At 55.1% G+C, this 18,972-nt stretch carries 24 protein-coding genes; all 24 read left to right on the forward strand.

Features of this window, described 5'->3' with window-relative positions:
• Nucleotides 1–366: 366 nt before the first annotated feature.
• The 24 genes from rpoC to ABIB44_RS12645 all read left to right on the forward strand — a co-directional run bounded on the left by rpoC (nt 367) and on the right by ABIB44_RS12645 (nt 18,676).
• Entirely contained in the window at nt 367–4,719 is a 4,353-nt protein-coding gene (rpoC, locus tag ABIB44_RS12530) for a DNA-directed RNA polymerase subunit beta' (RefSeq protein WP_354584999.1), read from the forward strand.
• A gap of 99 nt (nt 4,720–4,818) precedes the next feature.
• Complete coding sequence (locus tag ABIB44_RS12535; RefSeq protein WP_354585000.1) at nt 4,819–5,130, forward strand: hypothetical protein; 312 nt, start codon at nt 4,819–4,821, stop codon at nt 5,128–5,130.
• A 26-nt stretch (nt 5,131–5,156) separates the two neighbouring features.
• Nucleotides 5,157–5,480, forward strand: coding sequence for a DUF3467 domain-containing protein (locus ABIB44_RS12540; protein WP_354585001.1), 324 nt, complete (start codon nt 5,157–5,159; stop codon nt 5,478–5,480).
• Between the two features lie 182 nt (nt 5,481–5,662).
• Nucleotides 5,663–6,085 (forward strand): 30S ribosomal protein S12, encoded by a 423-nt coding sequence (gene rpsL / locus ABIB44_RS12545; protein ID WP_035567920.1) that lies wholly within the window; start codon nt 5,663–5,665, stop codon nt 6,083–6,085.
• 98 nt (nt 6,086–6,183) lie between these two features.
• Complete coding sequence (gene rpsG / locus ABIB44_RS12550) at nt 6,184–6,651, forward strand: 30S ribosomal protein S7 (protein ID WP_035567919.1); 468 nt, start codon at nt 6,184–6,186, stop codon at nt 6,649–6,651.
• 102 nt (nt 6,652–6,753) lie between these two features.
• Complete coding sequence (gene fusA / locus ABIB44_RS12555; RefSeq protein WP_354585002.1) at nt 6,754–8,892, forward strand: elongation factor G; 2,139 nt, start codon at nt 6,754–6,756, stop codon at nt 8,890–8,892.
• A 38-nt stretch (nt 8,893–8,930) separates the two neighbouring features.
• On the forward strand, nt 8,931–9,236 hold the full coding sequence (gene rpsJ, locus ABIB44_RS12560) for a 30S ribosomal protein S10 (protein WP_035567915.1): 306 nt from the start codon (nt 8,931–8,933) through the stop codon (nt 9,234–9,236).
• Nucleotides 9,237–9,378: 142 nt separating this feature from the next.
• Nucleotides 9,379–9,834: a WapI family immunity protein gene (locus ABIB44_RS12565; protein ID WP_354585003.1), complete on the forward strand. Its 456-nt coding sequence runs from the start codon at nt 9,379–9,381 to the stop codon at nt 9,832–9,834.
• Entirely contained in the window at nt 9,834–11,108 is a 1,275-nt protein-coding gene (locus ABIB44_RS12570) for an O-antigen ligase family protein (RefSeq protein ID WP_354585004.1), read from the forward strand. The genes ABIB44_RS12565 and ABIB44_RS12570 overlap by 1 nt, the downstream gene beginning before the upstream one ends.
• A gap of 181 nt (nt 11,109–11,289) precedes the next feature.
• A complete protein-coding gene (gene rplC / locus ABIB44_RS12575) occupies nt 11,290–11,910 on the forward strand; it encodes a 50S ribosomal protein L3 (RefSeq protein WP_070727262.1) in 621 nt (206 codons plus the stop codon).
• Nucleotides 11,911–11,918: 8 nt separating this feature from the next.
• The gene (gene rplD / locus ABIB44_RS12580) at nt 11,919–12,557 is read left to right on the forward strand and encodes a 50S ribosomal protein L4 (RefSeq protein WP_354585005.1); all 639 of its coding nucleotides are present in this window, start codon (nt 11,919–11,921) and stop codon (nt 12,555–12,557) included.
• A complete protein-coding gene (gene rplW, locus ABIB44_RS12585; protein WP_354585006.1) occupies nt 12,557–12,844 on the forward strand; it encodes a 50S ribosomal protein L23 in 288 nt (95 codons plus the stop codon). The genes rplD and rplW overlap by 1 nt, the downstream gene beginning before the upstream one ends.
• Nucleotides 12,845–12,893: 49 nt before the next feature.
• Nucleotides 12,894–13,721: a 50S ribosomal protein L2 gene (gene rplB / locus ABIB44_RS12590; RefSeq protein ID WP_168672182.1), complete on the forward strand. Its 828-nt coding sequence runs from the start codon at nt 12,894–12,896 to the stop codon at nt 13,719–13,721.
• A gap of 3 nt (nt 13,722–13,724) precedes the next feature.
• Nucleotides 13,725–14,003: a 30S ribosomal protein S19 gene (gene rpsS / locus ABIB44_RS12595; RefSeq protein WP_068191730.1), complete on the forward strand. Its 279-nt coding sequence runs from the start codon at nt 13,725–13,727 to the stop codon at nt 14,001–14,003.
• Nucleotide 14,004: 1 nt separating this feature from the next.
• Nucleotides 14,005–14,451, forward strand: a complete 447-nt coding sequence (gene rplV / locus ABIB44_RS12600; RefSeq protein WP_216685964.1) for a 50S ribosomal protein L22 — start codon at nt 14,005–14,007, stop codon at nt 14,449–14,451.
• 6 nt (nt 14,452–14,457) lie between these two features.
• Entirely contained in the window at nt 14,458–15,348 is an 891-nt protein-coding gene (gene rpsC / locus ABIB44_RS12605) for a 30S ribosomal protein S3 (RefSeq protein WP_070727272.1), read from the forward strand.
• Between the two features lie 175 nt (nt 15,349–15,523).
• On the forward strand, nt 15,524–15,949 hold the full coding sequence (rplP, locus tag ABIB44_RS12610) for a 50S ribosomal protein L16 (protein ID WP_035567899.1): 426 nt from the start codon (nt 15,524–15,526) through the stop codon (nt 15,947–15,949).
• Between the two features lie 3 nt (nt 15,950–15,952).
• Nucleotides 15,953–16,165: a 50S ribosomal protein L29 gene (gene rpmC, locus ABIB44_RS12615; protein ID WP_345051291.1), complete on the forward strand. Its 213-nt coding sequence runs from the start codon at nt 15,953–15,955 to the stop codon at nt 16,163–16,165.
• Nucleotides 16,166–16,170: 5 nt separating this feature from the next.
• Nucleotides 16,171–16,470: a 30S ribosomal protein S17 gene (rpsQ, locus tag ABIB44_RS12620; RefSeq protein WP_168672178.1), complete on the forward strand. Its 300-nt coding sequence runs from the start codon at nt 16,171–16,173 to the stop codon at nt 16,468–16,470.
• Nucleotides 16,471–16,479: 9 nt separating this feature from the next.
• Nucleotides 16,480–16,848, forward strand: a complete 369-nt coding sequence (gene rplN / locus ABIB44_RS12625; protein WP_188561967.1) for a 50S ribosomal protein L14 — start codon at nt 16,480–16,482, stop codon at nt 16,846–16,848.
• Between the two features lie 3 nt (nt 16,849–16,851).
• Nucleotides 16,852–17,193 carry a 50S ribosomal protein L24 gene (gene rplX, locus ABIB44_RS12630; protein ID WP_345051300.1) on the forward strand — a complete coding sequence of 114 codons (342 nt, stop codon included), beginning with the start codon at nt 16,852–16,854 and terminating at the stop codon, nt 17,191–17,193.
• A 15-nt stretch (nt 17,194–17,208) separates the two neighbouring features.
• Complete coding sequence (gene rplE, locus ABIB44_RS12635; RefSeq protein ID WP_168672176.1) at nt 17,209–17,763, forward strand: 50S ribosomal protein L5; 555 nt, start codon at nt 17,209–17,211, stop codon at nt 17,761–17,763.
• Between the two features lie 12 nt (nt 17,764–17,775).
• On the forward strand, nt 17,776–18,045 hold the full coding sequence (gene rpsN / locus ABIB44_RS12640) for a 30S ribosomal protein S14 (RefSeq protein WP_035567891.1): 270 nt from the start codon (nt 17,776–17,778) through the stop codon (nt 18,043–18,045).
• Nucleotides 18,046–18,154: 109 nt separating this feature from the next.
• Nucleotides 18,155–18,676, forward strand: a complete 522-nt coding sequence (locus tag ABIB44_RS12645; RefSeq protein ID WP_354585007.1) for a HEAT repeat domain-containing protein — start codon at nt 18,155–18,157, stop codon at nt 18,674–18,676.
• Nucleotides 18,677–18,972: the final 296 nt, after the last annotated feature.

Below are 18,972 nucleotides of genomic sequence, written 5' to 3' on the forward strand. Positions count from 1 at the left end.
GTACTTAACTACAAGTTGAAATTTGAATGCTTCGCCATCAGGCAACCGGAGCCACTAATCAAGCGGCTCCGCAAAATGAGAGTAAGAAAACGCTTCAATGAAAGAAGCTGGGGAAGCTGTCCCGAGATATGGTCAGTTCAGCAGCAAGATTCTCCAAGCAACTTAATTGAAGGCCTTTTTGCCCTTAGCCTGACGACGAGCTAGTTGAACAGATATTTCTTAATTGTCTTTGCTACACATACCTATCTGTTGAGTAAAGGCACTTTTTGAAGTGTCGAACTGTTTGGAACTCTTGCGCCCATCTGGCGATGTGCGAGGAACCAAACAGAAAGTAAGCCAAACAGCTACACGCTTAACCCCAATCAAATGGCTTTCGCAAAAAACAAGAAAGTAGTTCAGGACTTCTCCAAAGTCACCATCTCGCTGGCCTCGCCCGAAGCAATTCTGGAGCGCAGCACCGGTGAAGTAGTGAAGCCTGAAACCATCAACTACCGCACTTACAAGCCCGAAATGGGTGGCTTGTTCTGCGAGCGGATTTTCGGTCCGGTGAAGGACTGGGAATGCCACTGCGGTAAGTACAAGCGCATCCGCTACAAGGGCATCATCTGCGACCGTTGCGGCGTGGAGGTGACTGAGAAGAAGGTGCGTCGTGAGCGCATGGGCCACATTGAGTTGGTGGTGCCCGTTGCCCACATCTGGTACTTCAAGTCGCTGCCCAACAAAATCGGCTACCTGCTGGGCCTGCCCACCAAGAAGCTCGACCAGATTATCTATTACGAGCGGTACGTTGTTGTTCAGCCCGGTTCGCTGGCGGAAGAAGGCGTGCAAGTGCTCGACTTCCTCACCGAGGACGAATACCTGGACATCATCGACAAACTTCCCCGGGAGAACCAGATGCTGCCCAACGAGGACCCTAACAAGTTCATCGCCCGCATGGGTGCCGATGCCCTCCACATGCTGCTGGAGCGCATCAATCTGGACGAGTTGAGCTACTCGCTACGTGACTCCGCTGCCCACGAAACGTCGCAGCAGCGGAAGGCGGAAGCCCTGAAGCGTCTGCGCGTGGTGGAAGCTTTCCGTGACGCTGCAACCCGCGTGGAGAACAAGCCCGAGTGGATGGTTATCCGCATGGTGCCCGTTATTCCCCCGGAATTGCGTCCCCTCGTTCCGCTCGACGGTGGCCGTTTCGCCACTTCCGACTTGAACGACCTGTACCGTCGCGTTATCATCCGCAACAACCGCCTCAAGCGCCTGATTGAAATCAAGGCTCCCGAGGTGATTCTGCGGAACGAGAAGCGCATGCTGCAAGAGGCTGTTGACTCCTTATTCGACAACTCGCGTAAGGTGAACGCCGTGCGCGCCGAAGGCAACCGTGCCCTGAAGTCGCTGTCCGATATGCTGAAAGGCAAGCAGGGCCGCTTCCGTCAGAACCTGCTCGGTAAGCGTGTCGACTACTCGGGTCGTTCGGTTATCGTCGTTGGTCCTGAGTTGAAGCTGCACGAGTGCGGCCTGCCCAAGAACATGGCAGCCGAGCTGTTCAAGCCGTTCATCATCCGCAAGCTCATCGAGCGCGGCATTGTGAAGACGGTGAAATCGGCTAAGAAAATTGTGGACCGCAAGGACGCCGTGGTGTGGGACATCCTGGAGAACGTGCTGAAAGGCCATCCAGTGCTCCTCAACCGTGCTCCTACGCTTCACCGCTTGGGCATTCAGGCATTCCAGCCGCGTCTCATCGAGGGCAAAGCTATCCAGCTGCACCCCCTCGTTTGTACGGCGTTTAACGCTGACTTTGACGGTGACCAGATGGCTGTGCACGTGCCCCTCGGCCCGGCCGCTATCCTGGAAGCTTCGATGCTCATGCTGGCCTCGCACAACATCCTGAACCCCGCCAACGGCGCGCCCATCGCGGTGCCGTCGCAGGACATGGTTCTGGGTCTGTACTATGTAACCAAAGGCAAGCGCAGCACCGAAAACGAGAAGATTATCGGTGAAGACCGGGTTTTCTACTCGGATGAGGAGGTTGTGATTGCCATCAACGAAGGCCAGCTTTCGAAGCATGCCTTCATTAAGGTACGGACGCAGATTCGCGACGAAAACGACGACCTGGTAACCAAAATCGTGGATACTGTGGCTGGCCGTGTGCTGTTCAACCAGCTCGTGCCGGAGGAAGTAGGTTTCGTGGACGAGCTGCTGACCAAGAAGAAGCTCCAGCAAATCATCTCGACGGTGTTCAAGCGCACGGGCATGGCCCGCACCGCGCAGTTCCTCGACGAAATCAAGACCCTCGGTTTCCAGTCGGCCTACAAAGGCGGCTTGAGCATGGGCCTCGGCGATATCAAAATCCCGATGGAGAAGGACGTGCTGGTAAAGCAGGCGCAGAACGACGTGAAGGCCGTGACGCAGAACTACCAGATGGGTCTGATTACAGACAACGAGCGTTACAACCAGGTTATTGACATCTGGACCCGCATCAACAACCAGATTACGGAGACGCTGATGGGCCGCCTCGAAAAGGAGGACCAGGGCTTCAACTCCATCTACATGATGATGCACTCGGGAGCCCGTGGCTCGCGCGAGCAGATTCGTCAGCTCGGCGGTATGCGTGGTCTGATGGCCAAGCCGCAGAAGTCGCTGCAAGGCTCGATTGGCGAGATTATCGAAAACCCGATTCTGTCGAACTTCAAAGAAGGCCTCGACGTAATCGAGTACTTCATCTCGACGCACGGCGCCCGGAAAGGTCTGGCTGACACGGCACTGAAGACGGCTGACGCCGGCTACCTGACCCGTCGTCTGGTGGACGTTTCGCAGGACGTCATCGTGAACGAGCCGGACTGCGGCACGTTGCGCGGCATCGAAACCTTCGCGCTGAAGGACAACGAGGACATCGTAGAGCCCCTGGCCGAGCGTATCCTGGGCCGCGTGACGGTGCACGATATCATCGACCCAATCACCGGCGAGGTACTCCTGACTTCGGGTTCCGAAATCAAGGAAGACACCACCCGCCGCATCGATGCTACGGCTATCGAATCGGTGGAAATCCGCTCGGTGCTGACTTGCGAAAGCAAGCGCGGCATTTGCGCCAAGTGCTACGGCCGCAACCTGGCTTCGGGCCGCATGGTGCAGCGTGGCGAGGCTGTCGGTGTTATCGCCGCGCAGTCGATTGGTGAGCCCGGCACGCAGCTGACCCTGCGTACCTTCCACGTAGGTGGTACGGCTTCCAACATTGCCGTGGAGTCGAACATCAAAGCCAAATTTGCTGGTGTGGTGGAGTTCGAGGACGTTCGTACCGTGGCCACCACGACCGCCGAAGGCGTGAAAGGTGCCGTGGTCATGGGCCGCTCGGGCGAAGTTCGCATCGTGGAAAAAGGCACCGGCCGCGTCTTCACTTCCAACCACGTTCCCTACGGCTCGTTCATGCTCGTAACGGAAGGCCAGGAAGTGGAAAAAGGTACGGAGCTGAACAACTGGGACCCGTACAACGCCGTTATTTTGGCCGAGTTTGATGGTACCGTGCAGTTCGACGCCATCACTGAAGGCATCACGTTCCGCGAGGAATCGGATGAACAGACTGGTCACCGCGAGAAGGTGATTATCGAATCGAAGGCCAAGGACCAGAACCCATCCATCATCATCCGCCCCGGCAAAAAGGGCGATGCCGAAGGCCAGAAGGCCTATAGTATCCCGGTAGGCTCGCACTTGAGCGTCGAGAACAACGACAAAATCAAGGCTGGTCACATCCTCGCCAAGATTCCTCGCTCGGTGGGCAAAACCCGCGACATCACCGGTGGTCTGCCACGGGTAACGGAGCTTTTCGAAGCCCGGAACCCGTCGAACCCCGCCGTGGTATCGGAAATCGACGGCGTAGTAACCTATGGCACCGTGAAACGCGGTAACCGTGAAATCTACGTTGAGTCGAAAGACGGCGTCAAGAAGAAGTACATGGTGCCGTTGTCGAAGCACATTCTGGTGCAGGACAACGACTTTATCCGCGCCGGCATGCCGCTGTCGGATGGCGCCATCACGCCTTCGGACATCCTGAGCATTCAGGGCCCCGGCGCCGTGCAGGAGTACCTCGTGAACGAGATTCAGGAAGTATACCGCTTGCAGGGTGTGAAAATCAACGATAAGCACATCGAGGTGGTTGTTCGCCAGATGATGCAGAAAGTGGTGATTCTGGATGCCGGTGACACGTCGTTCCTCGAAAATCAGGTGATTGATAAAATCATCTTCATGGCCGAGAACGACATGATTATCGACATGAAAGTGGTGACCGAAGCCGGTGATTCGAGCAATATGAAGCCCGGTCAGATTGTGACGGCCCGTCGTCTCCGCGACGAGAACAGCAGCCTGAAACGCCGCGACCTCGCCCTCGTGCAAGTGCGCGACGCACAGCCTTCGGTTTCGCGCCCCACGCTGCAAGGCATCACGCAGGCCTCGCTGGGCACGGCCTCGTTCATCTCGGCCGCATCCTTCCAGGAAACGACCAAGGTTCTGAGCGAAGCCGCCATCCGTGGCAAGGCCGACCAGCTGCTGGGCCTGAAGGAGAACGTAATCGTCGGTCACCTCATCCCGGCCGGTACTGGTCTGCGCGAGTACACCCGTCAGATTGTCGGCTCGAAAGAGGAGATGGAAGCTGCCCAGGCCGCGCAAGCAGCCGAAGCCGCCGTTCCCGCCAAGCGCCCCAGCCGTGCTGGCAAGCGCGAAGTATCGGCTGAGTAATCTGCCGTAGGTTTGTAATGGAAAAGCCGACCGGGGTATCCCGGTCGGCTTTTTTTGTTTTAGCTTAGAGCACTATTGCTTCATTTGCAGAAGGCAACGATGGCTACCTCCATACTAATAAACGCATCAGAAGCAGCAGCAACTGTTATAGGGTTCATCCCTGTATTAATAGGGATTCTGATAATAGGTGCAGTGCTTTATGCTGTAGCCATATGGGTGTTTTTGGAAAAGAAATCGCCATTATGGCGTCTATTTGGATTCGTAATAGCTGCACTATTCGCTTTTATCGGTATTGAACCAATAATGAAACCGGGGAACGAGTGGGGGATTATAAACCTCGTGTTTTTAGCCCCTATGTTGTTTGGAGTAGTTGCCGAATACTTATTGCGGAAAAAGCAGCGAACAGCTTAAAGACGGAATCTCTCACACACAATCCCATGCAATCAACCGACCAAAACCCGGACCCAAACGCCATCAACATCGAGCTTTCTGAAGCCATGGCGGAGGGCGAATACGCCAACCTCGCCATGATTGCGCATAGCAACAGCGAGTTCGTGATTGACTTCATCCGCATGATGCCCGGCCTGCCCAAGGCCAAGGTGAAGGCGCGCATCGTCGTCACGCCCGAGCACGCCAAGCGCCTCCTGCAAGCCCTCACCGAAAACATCGAGCGGTTTGAAGCTGCTTTCGGGCCCATCAAGATGCAGAACGAAGCTCCAAGCTACCCGATGAACTTCGGGGGCGCGGTAGGAGAGGCGTAAGCTGAAGCAGACACATTAGCTGCGAAAGCGCCTCCATTTGGGTGGGGGCGCTTTCGTGTTTTAACCCCAGCCAAGGATTCTAAAAATTAACATCCTCAGTCTGTTTGCTATTGCGGCGGAATAACCTTACCTTTGCAAGCCAAATTTTAGGGGCAAACGGCTCCCAACAAACCATTCCTTAAATGCCAACCATCAATCAGTTAGTACGGAAAGGCCGTGAGGCTTTGACTACCAAGTCGAAGTCGCCCGCCCTTGATTCGTGCCCGCAGCGTCGGGGCGTATGCACTCGCGTGTATACCACCACGCCTAAGAAGCCGAACTCGGCTATGCGCAAAGTGGCCCGTGTGCGCCTTACCAACGGTAAGGAAGTAAACGCATACATCCCCGGTGAAGGCCACAACCTCCAGGAACACAGCATCGTGCTGATTCGTGGCGGCCGGGTTAAAGACTTGCCAGGTGTTCGCTACCACATTATCCGTGGCGCCCTGGACACCGCCGGTGTAAGCGGCCGGACCCAGCGTCGTTCGAAGTACGGTGCTAAGCGTCCGAAGCCCGGTCAGCCCGCCGCAGCAGCGAAAGGCGCACCCGCTAAGAAGAAGAAATAAATGATTTAGTTGTTGGTTGTTAGTTGTCAGTTATCAGGTCGTTTAATCGGCCTAGCAACTGACAACTGACAACAAGCAACTGACAACTATATTCAATCATGAGAAAGTCAAAACCAAAAAAGCGCATCTTGCTGCCGGACCCTAAGTACAAGGAGACGCTGGTAACCCGCTTTGTGAACTACATGATGTACGACGGTAAGAAAAACCTCGCGTACACCATCTTCTATGACGCCTGCGACCTCGTAGAGCAGCGCACCAAGGAGAGCGGCCTCGAAATGTGGCGCAAAGCGTTGAACAACGTGATGCCCACCGTGGAAGTGAAAAGCCGCCGCGTAGGTGGTGCCACCTTCCAGGTTCCGATTGAAGTGCGCGCCGACCGCCGCATTTCGGTAGGTGCCAAGTGGATGATTCAGTACGCCCGTCGTCGTGGTGAGAAGACCATGAAGGATAAGCTGGCTGGCGAAATCATCGCCGCCGCCAAAGGCGAAGGTGCTGCCGTCAAGAAGAAAGACGACACCCACCGCATGGCCGAGGCCAACAAAGCCTTCTCGCACTTCCGTTTCTAACCAAGTGCGAACAAGCGAATGAGTGAATGAGTGATTTGCCCCTAACGGAACCTAATCACTGATTCACTCATTCGCTTGTTCACAAACTCACTCATTGTAACAATGGCCGTCAACAAAGAACTTCAATACCTCCGCAACATCGGGATTATGGCGCACATCGACGCCGGTAAGACCACGACGTCGGAGCGTATTCTGTATTACACGGGTAAAACCCACAAAATCGGGGAAGTGCACGATGGTGCCGCCACGATGGACTGGATGGAGCAGGAGCAGGAGCGCGGCATCACGATTACTTCGGCTGCCACCACCACCTTCTGGAACTACCCCACCGACGTGAAGGGCGACCCCACGCCGGATACCCACCAGTACAAAATCAATCTGATTGACACCCCCGGCCACGTTGACTTCACAGTAGAAGTGGAACGTTCGCTGCGTGTGCTCGATGGTGCCGTGGCATTGTTCTGCGCTGTTTCGGGCGTTGAGCCGCAGTCGGAGACTGTATGGCGTCAGGCTGACAAGTACAGCGTGCCCCGTATCTGCTTCGTGAACAAGATGGACCGCGCCGGTGCCGACTTCTTCAAGGCCGTAAACGAAATCAAGGAGAAACTGGGCGCTAACCCCATTCCCCTCCAGATTCCGATTGGCGCTGAAGATACCTTCAAAGGCGTAGTTGACCTGCTGACTGGCAAAGCCATTGTGTGGGACGACAAAACCGAAGGTAAGTCGTACGACGAAATCCCCGTTCCCGAGGACCTCGTTGAGACAGTAGCCGAGTGGCGTCAGAAGCTCGTGGAGAGCGTGGCGGAGTATGATGACGCGTTGCTGGAGAAATTCTTCGACAACCCCGATTCAATTACGAAAGAGGAAATGATGGTTGTTATCCGCCAGGCGGTTATCGACATGAAATTCTCGCCCGTATTGTGCGGTTCGGCCTTCAAAAACAAGGGTGTACAGACGATGCTGGATGCCGTCATGGCTTACCTGCCGTCGCCCCTTGACATGCCCGCCATCATCGGCACCGACCCCGACACCGGGGCCGAAATCGAGCGTCACCCCGACAACACGGAGCCGTTCACCGCGCTGGCCTTCAAAATTGCTACCGACCCGTTCGTAGGCCGTCTGTGCTTCTTCCGCTGCTACAGCGGCGTGCTGGACGCTGGCTCGTACGTGCTCAACAACCGCACCGGCAAGAAGGAGCGTATCTCGCGTCTCATGCAGATGCACTCCAACAAGCAGAACCCGATTGACAAAATCCAGGCGGGCGACATTGCGGCAGGTGTTGGTTTCAAAGACATCCGCACTGGCGATACGCTGAGCGAAGAGAAGCACCCCATCGTCCTTGAGTCGATGAGCTTCCCCGAGCCGGTAATCGGCTACGCCATCGAGCCGAAAACGCAGGCTGACGTTGATAAAATGGGCATGGCCATCGCCAAGCTCATCGAGGAAGACCCCACGCTGAAAGTGAACACCGACCCCGAGACGGGCCAGACCGTTCTCCGTGGCATGGGCGAGCTGCACCTTGAAATCATCATCGACCGTATGCGTCGCGAATTCAAAGTGGAAATCAACCAGGGTGCCCCGATGGTAGCCTACAAGGAGATTCTCACCAAGAAAGTCGACCATCGCGAAACCTACAAGAAGCAGACGGGTGGCCGCGGTAAGTTCGGCGACATTCTGTTTGAGCTTGGCCCGAAGGAAACCGAACCCGAAAAGCCCGGCATGGAGTTCGACAACGCCATTGTGGGCGGTGTCATCCCCCGCGAATTCATCCAGCCTATTCAGAAGGGTTTTGAAGAAGCGATGAAGCAAGGTCCGCTGGCCGGCTTCCCGATTGAGGGCATGAAAGTGCGTCTCTACCACGGTTCCTTCCACGACGTTGACTCGGACGCCCTGTCGTTCGAACTTGCCGCCCGTGGTGGTTTCCGCGAAGCTGCCCGCCAGGCTGGCCCGAAATTGCTCGAGCCCATCATGAGCGTGGAAGTGGTTTGCCCCGACGAGTACACGGGTCCCGTAACCGGTGACTTGAACCGTCGTCGCGGCCTGATGAAGGGCATGGACACTAAAGGCGGTGCCCAGCTGATTAAGGCCGACGTTCCGCTGTCCGAGCTGTTCGGTTACGTAACTGCACTGCGTACGATTTCGTCGGGTCGGGCTTCGGCTTCGCTCACGTTCTCGCACTACGAGCAAGTGCCCACGAACCTGGCCGAAGGCATCATCGCCAAAGTAAAAGGAGGTAAATAAGCTTTTCTAACGGGGGCAATCGGCCCCCACCAATTCCAATGAACCAGAAAATTCGCATTAAGCTGAAAAGCTACGACCACAACCTCGTAGACAAATCGGCCGAGAAAATCGTGAAAGCAGTGAAGGCCACCGGCGCCATCGTTAGCGGCCCGATTCCTTTGCCGACCCAAAAGGAGAAGTTCACCGTGTTGCGCTCGCCCCACGTGAATAAGAAGAGCCGGGAGCAGTTCCAGCTTTGCACCTACAAGCGCCTCGTGGACATCTTCTCGACGTCGTCGAAGACCGTAGATGCCCTGATGAAGCTGGAATTGCCCAGTGGCGTTGACGTAGAAATCAAAGTCTGAGGATTCGATTTCAGCTTTAATTGAGAAAAGCCCCACTGCACAAGTTGCGGTGGGGCTTTTTCGTTGGAAATTGCGGCGGTTGGCTTCTTATACAACATCTAGTTGCCTACTACTCTCGACTTACAATTTCCAATTACGTGCTATGGATTCTTTTTCTATCAGAGGGGCCAGTGGATTCATTAAGATTAAAATAGAGGAAGCATATGGCTTCCCAAACGAAACCAGTGTTTTTGGCGGTTACGACACTAGAAGTAAGCTCAAACTTAAAAGCACTTGTTTTTCTGTGAACAGTATTTTATGGGTGTCTACTGGAAATATATATGACTTTTATAAACAACTCGAAGCTACTCAACGTGACCTGCGCGGAATCGCAAGATTCACTTCTTACGAGAACAATCTGTTATTCGAGATTAGCTACAATGAAGTTGGTCATGTTTCAATAAGCGGAGAATTCCGGGATAATTGCGTAGAAGAAAATGTCCTGAAATTTGAGATATTGACGGACCAGAGTTACTTGAATAGGAGTCTTGGGAAATTGAGACAAATGGTGGAGAAGTACGGTGATAACAGGGGTATAGCTTCTAGCGAAAAGGCCTAATGCAAACCACCTTCACCCTTGCCCGCCTGCACCGCGCCGCCCTATTATTCTGCGGCTGCCTCATCGTCGGTATTTTTATTGCCAACTGGTTTCGCGTGTTGCCCAGCATCGGGATGGCTGGCATCGCCCTTACTGGAATCACCTACGCCGCCGTTCACCGTCGAATAGCCAACTGGCAGCTGTGGCCGGTATTCGGAAGCTTATCGCTGGTGTTTCTGCTGCACCTTATCCAGGGGCTGAACACGAATGCCGCCAATATGGGCGAATACGGCAAAGACGTGGTGTTGCAGCTGCCGTTTCTGCTGTTGCCGCTGGCATTCTGGCTACTGCCGGCGATGCCAAATCGCTACCTACGGTGGCTATGGCTATTACTCGTGGTGATGACGCTGCTAGCGGCGATTGGATCAACTATCAACTACCTGTTACACGCCAGCGCAATCAACGAAAGCTACCTCCATTCGAAGGTTATGCCGACCGAGCCGGACCACATTCGGTTTAGCCTCATTATTACGCTCGCCATTGCGGCCGGCGCACTGCTACTAGCCCATGATGCGGTGCGCCAGGCGTGGCGGCCGTGGGTTATTTATGCTACTGTGGTCCTCGCGCTATTCCTGCATCTGTTGGCAGTACGTAGCGGCGAAATGACCTTCTATGCTTTAGGCGGTTTGGCCATCCTGTGGCTGGTGCTTCGCAAGCGGCAGTGGAAGCAGGCTGGTCTGTTGGCAGCGGTATTGGTGCTACTGCCGGTGCTCAGTTTCGTGGCGTTCCCCACGTTTCGCAACAAGGTTTACAACACGCAGGAAGACGTTGGCAAGGTCAAGCAGACCACCAGCTCCGAGGGTAAGAACTTCTCCATCGCGGCGCGGGTATATTCCTACAAAGCCGCGCTGGCCATCTGGTCCGATAACAAACTGGTGGGGGTGAGCAAGGCAGACCTGGAGAGCGAAATGGCGAAGCGTTACGCCAGGCTTTACCCCGAAATGGGTTCTGAGTTCTATATCCAGCCCCACAACCAGTACCTATACAACCTGGCCGCTTACGGCGCATTGGGGCTGATGGTATTTTGCGCCGGACTATTCTACCCCGCGTGGTGGGCTCGCCGCAAACACGCGCCGTTGCTACTGGCTCAGTATGTTAGTATCGCCCTATCATTGCTAGTCGAATACACGCTGGAAACGCAGATAGGCCTCGCTTTCGTGGTCTTCTTTCTACTGCTGGCGCTGCAAGGCTCCCTGCCCAGCGACGACCCCGACCCAACTTGGCGTCCCGCTTAGCGCCGTCGGGCTATCCGCGATTAAGGAGAGGGTGGGGGACGTTAAGCCGAGCTAACAGCCTCACTGCGAAAATATTTCCAGGCTGCCTTGTGATTCCCGAGGCTTTTTTCCTATCTTTGCACTCCCTTAGCGAAAACGGCATTCGGTCGTTTTCTTTTTGTGTCATTTAATCAACAACAGAATGCCTGGCATCATCGGTAAGAAAATCGGTATGACAAGCCTCTTCACTCCGGATGGGAAAAACATTCCCTGCACGCTCATCGAAGCGGGTCCGTGCGTAGTGACGCAGGTTAAGACTATCGCGAATGACGGTTACACCGCCATTCAAATTGGGTACGGCGAGAAAAAAGTGAAGAACACCACCAAAGCTTTGGTTGGTCACTTCACGAAAGCTGGCACTACCCCCAAGAAAAAATTGGTTGAATTCCGCCTCGACGCTGAATCGACCTACGCCGCTGGCGCAACTATCGACGCTACCCTCTTCGAGGAAGGCGAGTTTGTTGACGTTGTAGGCACTTCCAAAGGCAAGGGTTTCCAGGGCGTTGTAAAGCGTTACAACTTCCAAGGTGTTGGTGGCCAGACCCACGGCCAGCACAACCGCCTGCGTCACCCCGGTTCGATTGGTGCTTGCTCCTGGCCTTCGCGCGTATTCAAAGGAATGCGCATGGGTGGCCGGATGGGCAACGACCGCGTGAAAGTGCAGAACCTAAAGGTGATGCGCGTAGTAGGCGACAAGAACCTGATTCTGGTGAGCGGCTCGATTCCCGGTGCTAAGAATTCTTACGTGGTAATCGAGAAATAGACGATACGATGGAACTCGCAGTATATAGCCTCAAAGGCGAAGACACCGGCCGCAAGGTGACCCTGTCTGACGCCATCTTCGGTCTCGAAGTAAACGAGCACGTGATGTACCTGGACGTGAAGCAGTACTTGGCCAACCAGCGCCAGGGCACGCACAAGTCCAAGCAGCGCAACGAGGTGCACGGCACCACGAAGAAGCTGAAGAAGCAGAAAGGTACGGGCGGCGCCCGTGCTGGTAGCATGAAGTCGGGTGTGTTCGTTGGTGGTGGCCGGATGTTCGGTCCGCAGCCACGCGACTACAACTTCAAGCTCAACAAGAAGACCAAGCGCGTAGCACGCCTCTCGGCTTTGTCGAGCCTGGCGAAAGATGGCAAAATCTCCATCGTGGAGAACATTGCCATGGATGCTCCCCGCACCAAGGACTTCGTTGCCATCATGGACGGCCTCAAGCTGAACAATGGCAAGAAGACCATGCTGGTTACCGGTGAGGTAAACAAGAACGTGCTCCTCAGCGCCCGCAACCTGCAGAAAGTGAAAGTGTCGACGCCTATCGGCCTCAACACCCACGACCTGCTGAACACGGATACGCTGCTGATTTCGGAAGACGGCATGGCTTCCTTGGTTCAACTCTATAGCACCGCCGAATAATGAGCACGCTGAAACGCCCCATCGTCACCGAAAAGGCCACCGGCCTCAACGAGAAAGGTCGCTACACCTTCGAAGTGGAGCGCACCGCCAACAAAGTGCAAATCAAGAAGGACATCGAATCGCTGTACGGCGTGACGGTAACCGACATCAACACGATGCGCACCATTGGCAAAATCAAGTCGAAAGGTACCAAAGGCGGCCAGGTTTCCGGCCGTCGTTCCAATGGCAAAAAAGCCATTGTGACGGTTAAAGAAGGCGATGTAATCGACTTCTATAGCAACCTCTAGGCTTCGCCAACAAAAGATTCTCTCGCCGCAAAAGCACAACTAGCTAGTAATGGCACTTAAAAAACTCAGACCAACAACCCCAGGGCAACGCCACCGCGTTGCGCCGGTGTTCGACGAGATTACGACGTCGACCCCGGAGAAGTCGTTGATGACTTCCCTCCCCAAATCGGGTGGCCGGAACTCTTCCGGTAAAATGTCCAACCGCTACATCGGCGGTGGTCATAAAACCCAGTACCGTATCGTGGACTTCAAGCGTGACAAGGCCGGTGTGCCCGCCACGGTGAAGACCATCGAATACGACCCCAACCGGACCGCCCGCATCGCCCTGCTCAGCTATGCTGACGGCGAGAAGCGTTACATTATCGCTCCCGCCGGCATGCAGGTAGGCGCGAAGATTGTATCGGGCCCCGGTGTGGCCCCCGAAGTGGGCAATACCTTGCCGCTGCGCGAGATTCCCCTCGGTACCATCCTCCACAACATCGAATTGCAGCCCGGTCAGGGTGCGGCCATGGCCCGCTCGGCTGGTACCTACGCCCAAATCGTAGCCCGCGAAGAGAAGTACGCCACGCTCAAACTGCCTTCCGGCGAAATGCGCATGGTGCTCGTTACCTGCATGGCCACGGTCGGCACGGTATCGAACGGAGACCACATGAACACCGTGATGGGTAAGGCTGGCCGGAACCGGTGGGCTGGTCGTCGTCCCCGCGTTCGTGGTGTGGTGATGAACCCTGTCGACCACCCCATGGGTGGTGGCGAAGGCAAATCGTCGGGTGGTCACCCACGTAGCCGTAACGGCATTTTGGCTAAGGGCCAGAAGACCCGTAACAAGAACAAGTATTCGGAGAACCTGATTGTGAGCCGCAAAGGCAAGAAGTAATATATGGCACGTTCACTCAAAAAAGGGCCGTACATTGACTTCCGGCTGGAAAAGAAAGTCACGGCACTCGAAACGGCCGGTAAAAAATCAGTGGTGAAGACTTGGTCGCGCCGCTCGATGATTTCCCCCGATTTCGTTGGCCACACATTCGCTGTTCACAACGGCAATAAGTTCATCCCGGTGTATGTGACCGAGAACATGGTAGGACACAAGTTGGGCGAATTTGCTCCGACGCGTAACTTCCGTGGTCACGTCGCCAAAAAAGATAAAGGCAAGCGCTAAGATGGAAGCAGTAGCAAAACTCCGCAATGTGCCGACCTCGCCTCGTAAGATGCGACTGGTGGCCGACCTCGTGCGCGGCAAGAAAGTGACCCAGGCCCTCGGCCTGTTGCGCTTCGAAGCCAATATCGGCGCCGAGAAGATTGAGAAACTGCTCCTTTCGGCCTTGGCCAACTGGCAGCAGCACAACGAAGAAGAGCGGATTGAGGACGCAAACCTCTACATCAGCGAAATCTTCGTGGACGAAGGACGCCAGCTGAAGCGCCTGCGCCCCGCCCCTCAGGGCCGTGGCCACCGCATCCGCAAGCGCAGCAACCACGTGACCCTGAAAATCGACACGAAAGTGGAGAAAGCCGGTTCGAAAGCTGCTCGTGCGCAAGCTGAAACGACCACCGAGCACGCAAAGCAAGTTGGTACTACCGATAACCCTAAGGCCGACGCCAAATCCTAATTTAATATGGGACAGAAAGTAAATCCGGTTGGCTTCCGCTTGGGAGTCATCAAAGGCTGGGACTCCAACTGGTACGGTGGTAAGGACTTCGCCGAGAAATTGGTGGAGGACGAGAAAATCCGCAAGTACATCAACGCCCGCATTCAGAAAGGTGGCATCAGCCGCATTGTGATTGAGCGCACCCTGAAGCGCATCACCATCACCATCAACACGGCGCGTCCGGGTGTGGTAATTGGTAAGGGCGGCCAGGAGGTTGACAAGATTAAGGACGAGCTGAAGCAAATCACCAGCAAAGACGTTCAAATCAACATCTTCGAAATTAAGCGTCCGGAGTTGGATGCCAAACTGGTAGGCGAGAGCATCGCCCAGCAGCTGGCCGCTCGTATCTCCTTCCGTCGCGCCATGAAGATGTCGATTCAGGCTGCGATGCGTGTTGGTGCCGAAGGCATCAAGATTCAGTGCGGTGGCCGTCTCGGCGGTGCTGAAATTGCCCGTTCGGAGCAATACAAAGAAGGTCGTACGCCGCTGCACACGCTGCGCGCCGATATCGACTACGCTTTGTCGGAAGCTCAGACCGTGTATGGCAAAATCGGCATCAAGGTGTGGGTAATGCGCGGTGAGGTGTTCGGCAAGCCCGACCTCTCGCCCAACCAGCAGCTCACCAACCCCGGTGGCGATGCCGGTGGACGTCGTGACGACCGTGGCCCCCGTGGCGAGCGTCGTGAAGGCGACCGCGGCCCGCGTCGTGATGGTGGTGCTGGTGGCCGTGGTGGCAACGACCGTGGTGGCAACGCCGGCGGTGGTGCTCCCCGCGGCGACAACGCTGGTCCCCGCCGCAACGGCCCCGCCGCTGGTGGTGGAGCCGCCGGTGGTGCTCCTCGTGGCCCGCGTCGCTAGTTTCTAAATGAACGTTTTGAAATAACAGAACGTCATGCTGAGCTTGCCGAAGCATCTCTACCGCTTCGTTGAATCAGCTTGATTACCCTTGTGGTAGAGATGCTTCGGCAAGCTCAGCATGACGTTCTGGTTTTGACGTTCTATCTTCTTCTGAATTCTTTAAAATTTCAATAAAATGTTACAACCGAAAAGGACCAAGTATCGCAAGATGCAAAAGGGTCGCGTAACAGGCCTCGCCTACCGCGGCAGCTCCATAGACTTCGGTTCGTTCGCTATCAAGTCGCTGGAAGTGTCTTGGATTACGGCTCGCCAAATTGAGGCTGCCCGTATTGCCATGACCCGCGCCATGAAACGCGAAGGGCAAGTATGGATTCGCATTTTCCCCGACAAACCCATTACCAAGAAGCCTGCTGAAGTGCGGATGGGTAAGGGCAAAGGCTCGCCCGAGTATTGGGTGGCCTGCGTGAAGCCGGGTCAAATCATGTTCGAGTCGGACGGCGTATCGCTGGAAGTAGCTAAGGAGTCGCTGCGTCTCGCGGCTCAGAAGCTGCCGGTTCGTACTTCATTCGTGGTTCGCCGCGACTACACGGACGCCGCCTAAGTCATGAAGAACAAGACCGACCACAAAGGCCTTTCCGCCGACGCGCTGAAAGAGCAAATCAAAACCGAGCAGGCTCAGGGCCAGCAGCTGCGTTTCGCTCATGCGATTTCGCCCCTGGAAAACCCCGCCCGCCTCAAGGCCAACCGTAAGAACGTCGCCCGTTTGCTCACCGAGCAGACCCGCCGGAACAACGAGCAGGCCTCTAACCCCGCTTAATTCCGATGGCAACCGACGTAACAACCCAAGACCAAACCGCAGCCGATGAAGCTTCGCGCAACATGCGCAAAGAAATCACCGGCAAGGTGACGAGCAGCAAGATGGATAAGTCCATCACCGTGGCTGTGGTGCAGAAACAAAAGCACCCCAAGTACGGCAAGTTCGTGACCAAAACCACGAAATTCCACGCCCACGACGAGAAAAACGAGTGCGGCGAAGGCGACACGGTCCTCATCATGAGCACCCGTCCGCTGAGCAAAACCAAGCGGTGGCGCCTGGTGGAAATTATTGAACGCGCTAAATAATCTAATTCGATGATACAGCAAGAATCCCGCCTGACGGTGGCCGACAATAGCGGCGCCAAGGAAGTCCTCTGCATCCGCGTTTTGGGTGGCACGGGCAAGAAATACGCCAGCGTTGGCGACAAGATTGTGGTAGCCATCAAGTCGGCTATCCCTTCGGGCAACGCTAAAAAAGGCACCGTGAGCAAGGCCGTAGTAGTGCGCGTGAAGAAGGAGATTCGTCGTAAAGACGGTTCGTACATCCGCTTCGACGACAACGCTGCCGTGTTGCTCAACAACAACGACGAGCCTCGCGGCACGCGCATCTTCGGCCCAGTGGCCCGCGAGCTGCGTGAGCGTCAGTTCATGAAAATTGTATCCCTAGCCCCCGAAGTACTCTAAGCCATGGCTATCAGAAAAGCAGACCCCGTGCAACTGCACGTAAAGTCGGGCGATACCGTGAAGGTGATTGCTGGCGACGAAAAGGGCAAAACCGGCGTGATTAAGTCGGTGAACCGGGTAACCCAGCGCGTAACCGTGGAAGGGCTGAACCTGGTGACGAAACACAACAAGCCGAGCGCCAAATCGCCCCAGGGCGGCATCACCAAGATGGAGGCGCCCATGCACGTGAGCAACGTGCAGGCTATCAACCCCACCACCGGTGAGCGGGTGCGCAAAGGCGCCGCAGCGGCTGCAGCTCCGGCTGCGCCTGCGAAGGCCAAGCGTGCCACTGCCAAAACGGCTTAAGCAGCCCCCCGCATCATGGCCCGTCTCAAAGACATTTATAAAAAAGACATCGTACCCGCGCTCCAGGAGAAATTCCAGTTCAAGAGCATCATGCAGGTACCCCGTGTCACCAAAATCTGCATCAACCGTGGCATCGGCGCTGCGGTAGCTGACAAGAAGCTGGTCGACAACGGCGTGGAAGAACTGACGGTTATCACCGGCCAGAAAGCCATTGCCACCATCGCCAAGAAATCGGTGTCGAACTTTAAGCTCCGCGAAGGCATGCCTATCGGTGCTAAAGTGACGTTGCGCGGCGAGAAAATGTACGAGTTCATGGACCGTCTGCTGACGGTGGCCCTGCCCCGCGTACGTGACTTCAAAGGCATCAACGACAAAGGTTTCGATGGTCGTGGCAACTACACGCTCGGCGTGAAGGAGCAAATCATCTTCCCCGAAATCTCGATTGACAAAATCAAAGGCATCTCGGGCATGGACATCACGTTCGTGACCAACGCTGAGAACGATGAGCAGAGCTACGAGCTGCTGAAAGCTTTCGGTATGCCTTTCGCCAACGCTAAAAAAGACGCTTAATCCCTACCTCTTATGGCTAAAGAATCCATCAAAGCACGGGAGCGCAAGCGCATTGCCACCGTGGCCCGCTACGCTGAGAAGCGCAAGGCTCTGAAAGCTGCCGGCGACTACGAAGGTCTCGACAAGCTGCCCAAAAACGCTTCGCCCGTGCGCCTGCACAACCGCGACATGATTGACGGCCGCCCCCGCGGCTACATGCGCAAGTTTGGCATCAGCCGCGTGCGTTTCCGCGAAATGGCCCTCGCCGGGAAGATTCCTGGTGTGACCAAGTCGAGCTGGTAGTCCAGTAAGGCTTTTCACAAGCACTTAAATAGACGCTTCAGCTTCGGCTGGGGCGTCTATTTTTGTTTCATAAGTCGATTGGAGTATGCTCTAACTAAGAAATCGCAAGGTGGTACTAGATTTAACGATTCTTAAAGCGGAGTTTCTTTCATCAGATTGGACCATTGCTGAGCCTGCTTTGGATAAGCTAGTGAGCATTGGCGGAGATGAAGTATTTGAATTCCTCGTTTCTTTCCTTTCAGGCACTGATGTTCTGATGCGGAATCGAGCGTCCATTGCCTTACACGATTCAGAAGATAGCCGTGCTGTAGAGCCACTAATGCAGGCAATCACCAAAAAGGAGAACGAAAATTATCGAGGCACAATGGTGTTTGCCTTAGATACCTTGAACTGTTCTCACCTGTTAGTCGAAATGTTCGACTTACTCTTCTACGGGAATGCTGAAGTCAAAATGGGCGCGATAAGTATATTAGACGGACAGATATTTGAGTTCGATTCGGACGACTTGCATACCATCAAAGCAAAGTGGGACGATGTGCAGCAACATCCAGAGGTATGCCCAGAGTATATTAAAAACAAAGAAGATATTCAGCATACTGTCGATGGTTTTATTGCCTACTTAGAGGTATAAAACTTACGTCGCCGTTTCTGAACCCCTGCCCGGGGACTACTAATACACTTGGTACGAAGGTTAGGTACCGAGGCTGCTGCCACTCCCAGTTTCCTCAGCTACTTTGGCGGCGGGTGGTGGGGGAGGGGTTGTTATTGCAAAAAAGGTGGGTAATTCAGGTAGGCATGCCATGAAGCTCGTGCGACAAGGGCACTTTACAATGTATTGGTCACACGGATGTATTTGGTGCTGGAAAACAATTTGTTAAACTCGTGCTTGATGTCTGTATTCGTCACTCACCTACTTCTTTATTGCAA

The sequence above is a fragment of the Hymenobacter sp. UYCo722 genome (assembly GCF_040547115.1).
GTDB lineage: Bacteria > Bacteroidota > Bacteroidia > Cytophagales > Hymenobacteraceae > Hymenobacter.

Coding starts and splice junctions, on each gene's coding strand:
- rpoC (WP_354584999.1), top strand. CDS start 367: ATGGCTTTCGCAAAAAACAAGAAAGTAGTTCAGGACTTCTCCAAAGTC.
- ABIB44_RS12535 (WP_354585000.1), top strand. CDS start 4,819: ATGGCTACCTCCATACTAATAAACGCATCAGAAGCAGCAGCAACTGTT.
- ABIB44_RS12540 (WP_354585001.1), top strand. CDS start 5,157: ATGCAATCAACCGACCAAAACCCGGACCCAAACGCCATCAACATCGAG.
- rpsL (WP_035567920.1), top strand. CDS start 5,663: ATGCCAACCATCAATCAGTTAGTACGGAAAGGCCGTGAGGCTTTGACT.
- rpsG (WP_035567919.1), top strand. CDS start 6,184: ATGAGAAAGTCAAAACCAAAAAAGCGCATCTTGCTGCCGGACCCTAAG.
- fusA (WP_354585002.1), top strand. CDS start 6,754: ATGGCCGTCAACAAAGAACTTCAATACCTCCGCAACATCGGGATTATG.
- rpsJ (WP_035567915.1), top strand. CDS start 8,931: ATGAACCAGAAAATTCGCATTAAGCTGAAAAGCTACGACCACAACCTC.
- ABIB44_RS12565 (WP_354585003.1), top strand. CDS start 9,379: ATGGATTCTTTTTCTATCAGAGGGGCCAGTGGATTCATTAAGATTAAA.
- ABIB44_RS12570 (WP_354585004.1), top strand. CDS start 9,834: ATGCAAACCACCTTCACCCTTGCCCGCCTGCACCGCGCCGCCCTATTA.
- rplC (WP_070727262.1), top strand. CDS start 11,290: ATGCCTGGCATCATCGGTAAGAAAATCGGTATGACAAGCCTCTTCACT.
- rplD (WP_354585005.1), top strand. CDS start 11,919: ATGGAACTCGCAGTATATAGCCTCAAAGGCGAAGACACCGGCCGCAAG.
- rplW (WP_354585006.1), top strand. CDS start 12,557: ATGAGCACGCTGAAACGCCCCATCGTCACCGAAAAGGCCACCGGCCTC.
- rplB (WP_168672182.1), top strand. CDS start 12,894: ATGGCACTTAAAAAACTCAGACCAACAACCCCAGGGCAACGCCACCGC.
- rpsS (WP_068191730.1), top strand. CDS start 13,725: ATGGCACGTTCACTCAAAAAAGGGCCGTACATTGACTTCCGGCTGGAA.
- rplV (WP_216685964.1), top strand. CDS start 14,005: ATGGAAGCAGTAGCAAAACTCCGCAATGTGCCGACCTCGCCTCGTAAG.
- rpsC (WP_070727272.1), top strand. CDS start 14,458: ATGGGACAGAAAGTAAATCCGGTTGGCTTCCGCTTGGGAGTCATCAAA.
- rplP (WP_035567899.1), top strand. CDS start 15,524: ATGTTACAACCGAAAAGGACCAAGTATCGCAAGATGCAAAAGGGTCGC.
- rpmC (WP_345051291.1), top strand. CDS start 15,953: ATGAAGAACAAGACCGACCACAAAGGCCTTTCCGCCGACGCGCTGAAA.
- rpsQ (WP_168672178.1), top strand. CDS start 16,171: ATGGCAACCGACGTAACAACCCAAGACCAAACCGCAGCCGATGAAGCT.
- rplN (WP_188561967.1), top strand. CDS start 16,480: ATGATACAGCAAGAATCCCGCCTGACGGTGGCCGACAATAGCGGCGCC.
- rplX (WP_345051300.1), top strand. CDS start 16,852: ATGGCTATCAGAAAAGCAGACCCCGTGCAACTGCACGTAAAGTCGGGC.
- rplE (WP_168672176.1), top strand. CDS start 17,209: ATGGCCCGTCTCAAAGACATTTATAAAAAAGACATCGTACCCGCGCTC.
- rpsN (WP_035567891.1), top strand. CDS start 17,776: ATGGCTAAAGAATCCATCAAAGCACGGGAGCGCAAGCGCATTGCCACC.